This window comes from Lamprobacter modestohalophilus (assembly GCF_016583905.1).
Lineage (GTDB): Bacteria > Pseudomonadota > Gammaproteobacteria > Chromatiales > Chromatiaceae > Lamprobacter > Lamprobacter modestohalophilus.
This window is the reverse complement of sequence record NZ_NRRY01000115.1, coordinates 1-3611: the sequence shown is the minus strand read 5'-3', so window position 1 is coordinate 3611 and position 3611 is coordinate 1. Positions and strand designations below refer to the sequence as shown.

General features: G+C 63.9%; 3 protein-coding genes and 1 pseudogene. 3 read left to right on the top strand and 1 reads right to left on the bottom strand.

Annotated features, from left to right (window positions below):
- A partial coding sequence (locus CKO42_RS25955) for a thiamine pyrophosphate-dependent enzyme (protein WP_242479721.1) occupies nucleotides 1-590 on the top strand: 590 nt, incomplete at its 5' end.
- A 14-nt stretch (nucleotides 591-604) separates the two neighbouring features.
- Nucleotides 605-2293, top strand: a complete 1689-nt coding sequence (locus CKO42_RS25950) for an FMN-binding glutamate synthase family protein (RefSeq protein WP_200252038.1) — start codon at nucleotides 605-607, stop codon at nucleotides 2291-2293.
- Nucleotides 2294-2332: 39 nt separating this feature from the next.
- On the opposite strand, the gene CKO42_RS25945 is transcribed toward CKO42_RS25950, so the two are convergent.
- Nucleotides 2333-3079, bottom strand: a complete 747-nt coding sequence (locus CKO42_RS25945) for a flavodoxin family protein (protein ID WP_200252035.1) — start codon at nucleotides 3077-3079, stop codon at nucleotides 2333-2335.
- 340 nt (nucleotides 3080-3419) lie between these two features.
- Here CKO42_RS25945 and CKO42_RS25940 point away from each other — a divergent pair.
- Nucleotides 3420-3611, top strand: a pseudogene (locus CKO42_RS25940) (hypothetical protein); the annotation flags it as partial.

Here is a 3611-nt window from a genome sequence, read left to right as displayed (position 1 = left end):
AGGACGACGGCTTTCCGCTCAAGCCGCAGAAGATCCTCTGGGACCTGCGGCAGGTCTTGGCGCCCGAGGACATCCTGATCTCCGATGTGGGGGCGCACAAGCTGTGGATCGCGCGCATGTGGCAGGCACAGGCGCCGAATACCTGCCTCATCTCCAATGGCTTTGCGGCGATGGGGATTGGCGTGCCTGGCGCCCTGGCAGCCAAGCTGGTGCATCCCGAGCGACGAGTGCTGACCATCACCGGCGATGCCGGTTTCCTGATGAACTCTCAGGAGCTCGAGACCGCGCTACGCCTTGGGCTTGCGTTCGTGGTGCTGATCTGGAACGACAGCGCCTATGGGTTGATCAAGTGGCACCAGGACAAACGCTTCGGCCGCGAGACCCAGATCCGCTTCAACAACCCGGACTTCGTCCAGTACGCCGAGAGCTTCGGTGCCCGTGGCTACCGGGTCGAATCGGCCGCGCAGCTGATCCCGGTGCTCAATGAGGCGCTGCACTGCGGCACCGTCGCTGTTATTGACTGCCCGGTCGACTACGCCCAAAACATGCAATTGACCGAGCGCCTCGCCGCGCTGCAGTGCCCGGTCTAAGAGGAGTCCTGACGATGTTGACGCTATTCGATTCCACCCAAGACTTCCTGCTAACCTCGTTGCAGCTGATGTCGGCGCTGTTCATCTTCGTGATCGGCCTGGCCGCCCTCTGGGCCGTCTACGCCTATCTGGTCGACAGCACCCAGAAGTCGCAGGCGATCCGGCGCAACTATCCGGTCATCGGCCGTTTTCGGTATCTGTTCGAGCGCCTCGGCGAGTTCTTTCGCCAGTACTTCTTTGCCATGGACCGCGAGGAGCTGCCGTTCAACCGGGCGCAGCGCAACTGGGTCTATCGCGCGGCCAAGGATGTCGATAACACCGTCGCCTTCGGCTCGACCCGTAACCTGACGGTGCCGGGGCAGGTGATCTTCGTCAACTGCCCGTTTCCGACCCTGGGCGAGGATGCGGTACCGCCGCAGCCGATCACCATCGGCCCCTTTGCGCGGCAGCCCTATACCATCGCGGGGCTGTTCCACATCTCCGGGATGAGCTATGGCGCTATCTCCAAACCTGCGCTCGAGGCGCTGGGCAAGGGCGCGGCCCAGGCCGGCTGCTGGCTCAACACCGGCGAGGGCGGGCTCTCTCGCTATCATCTGGAGAGAGGGACCGACCTGGTGTTTCAGATCGGCACCGCGAAATACGGCGTGCGCGATTCAGCCGGCAACCTCAGCGATGAGCGCCTGCAAGCGGTCGCCGCGCATCCGCAGGTGCGGATGTTCGAGATCAAGCTCAGTCAGGGCGCCAAGCCCGGCAAGGGCGGCATCCTGCCGGCGGCCAAGGTGACGCCGGAGATCGCCGAGATCCGGGGCATTCCGGTCGGCGTCGACAGCATCAGTCCGAATCGCCATCCCGATGTTGGCAATACCGCCGAGCTGCTCGATCTGATCGATCGGGTGCGGCGGGTCACCGGCAAGCCGGTCGGCTTCAAGGTGGTGCTCGGCGCCTATGGCTGGCTCGATGAGCTGCTGGGCATGGTGCATGCGCGCGGTGTGGCCTCGGCGCCGGACTTCATCACGGTGGACTCCGCTGACGGCGGCACCGGTGCGGCGCCGATGCCCTTGATGGACGACATGGGCCTGCCGCTGCGCGTCAGCCTGCCGATGCTGGTCGACAAGCTCAACGAATACGGCCTGCGCGAGCGCATTCGGGTGATCGCCTCGGGCAAGCTCATCACCCCGGCCGATGTCGCCTGGGCGCTGTGCATCGGTGCGGATTTCATTACCTCGGCGCGTGGGTTCATGTTCGCGCTTGGCTGCATCCAGGCGCTGCAATGCAACAAGAACACCTGCCCGACCGGGATTACCACCCATCAGCGCAAGTTCCAGCGCGGCCTGCATGCGCCGACCAAGGCGGTGCGGGTGGCAGCCTATGTGCAGAATCTCTCCAAAGAGGTCGGCATCATCGCGCACTCCTGCGGCGTGCGCAGTCCACGTGAGCTGCGGCGCTTTCATGCCCATCTGGTGCAGGCGGATGGACGCACGATCGGCTTGGATCAGCACCATCCGGAGGCGAAGCGCCGCGTGGTCGAGTCCTTGAGCCAACCAGGGCAACCAGGGCATGCAGCGGATCTTGCTGCTGCGGGCTCGGTGAGTGCGGCGAACAGCCCGATCGCGCCGCCGGCCGATCTGTGGGGTCGTCTTGAGATCACACGTCCCCCTCAGATCGAGCATGCCGCCGAGGAGCGAAAGGTCCCCCTCCAATGACACAAACTCAAAACAGCAGCGGTGGTCAGGTTCGCCCGCTCAGCGACGGTGCTCGGGGTTCTCGACGTCGAACCGGCAGCCTGCCGACCAAGCGCTGCGGTTGTTGCCGTGGTTGGGCAGCCCACCGGCGTCTTTCAGCATCCGCGCCGTATGCATCAGGTTCCAGGTCATGATCGTGGTATTGCGCTGCGTGAACTCGTTGTCGAAGCCGGCGCCGTCATCGCCATAGCTCGGCCCTGGCCCGGCCTCGCCGAGCCAGCCGCAATCGGCCTGCGGCGGGATGACGTAACCGAGATGCGACAGCGAATAGAGCACGTTCATCGCCACATGCTTGATCCCGTCTTCGTTGCCGGTGACGACCACGCCTCCGGTCTTGCCATAGAAGATGGATTGCCCGTGATCGTTCAGAAGCCCGGACATGGCGTAAAGACGCTCGATCAGAAGGCGGCAGAGGGAGGGTTGCTCGCCGAGCCAGATCGGTGTGCCGATGACCAGGATCTCGGCGGCCTCGACCTTGGGCCACAGATTGGGCCAGTCGTCATGGTCCCAGCCATGCTCGCGCATGTCGGGCTGGACACCGACGGCGATGTGGTGCGCGCTCATGCGGATCTCCTCGACCGCGATGCCGCTCTTGCGCATGATCTCGGCTGATGTCCCCATCAGCAGCCCTGTGTGCGACGCCTGATCGGGATGTTTGAGCGTGCAATTGAAGAACAGGGCGCGCAGATCGGAAAAATCGGTGTCGTTTCTCTCGCACAGCGCGGATTGTCGTTCGCTCAGACTCATGAGCTCGTACCTGTTGCTGATGATTGGCGCTAACCGACGGGTGACTGTCGGACAAGTTCGCGCAGCTTGGCCGAGCCGACAGGATAAGCCAGCGAGGAATCGCTCGTCTGTCAGCGTGCGGGTGCAGCCTATAGGGGCCAACGATCCCGGTCAGCGCAGCGCCACTGCCCGCCGGAGCAGCACTCGGGGTTCGTCGGGTATGCGCCTAATGTCCTTGCCTTTCTGCGTCGACCGGTGCATCTGAATCCTATCCAGCAGCGGTTTGTAGCGGCTGGCCAGCATCCGCGACAGCCTGGAGAAAGCTGCTAAACAGAGCAATGAGCCGAGGAGGAGCCGTCCCATGACGAATGACGTAGACCAGCATCAAACCCATCGCATTGCCGCCGAGGTGAACGCGGCCGGCTTGCTCGAGGTGCTCAATCCGTTCAATCTGCAACCGATCGCGACCGTCGACACCGTCGATCGTCACGGCGTCGAGCAAGCGCTCGCGGTGGCGGATGCCTGTTATCGACAGCGCGACGGTTGGCTGCCT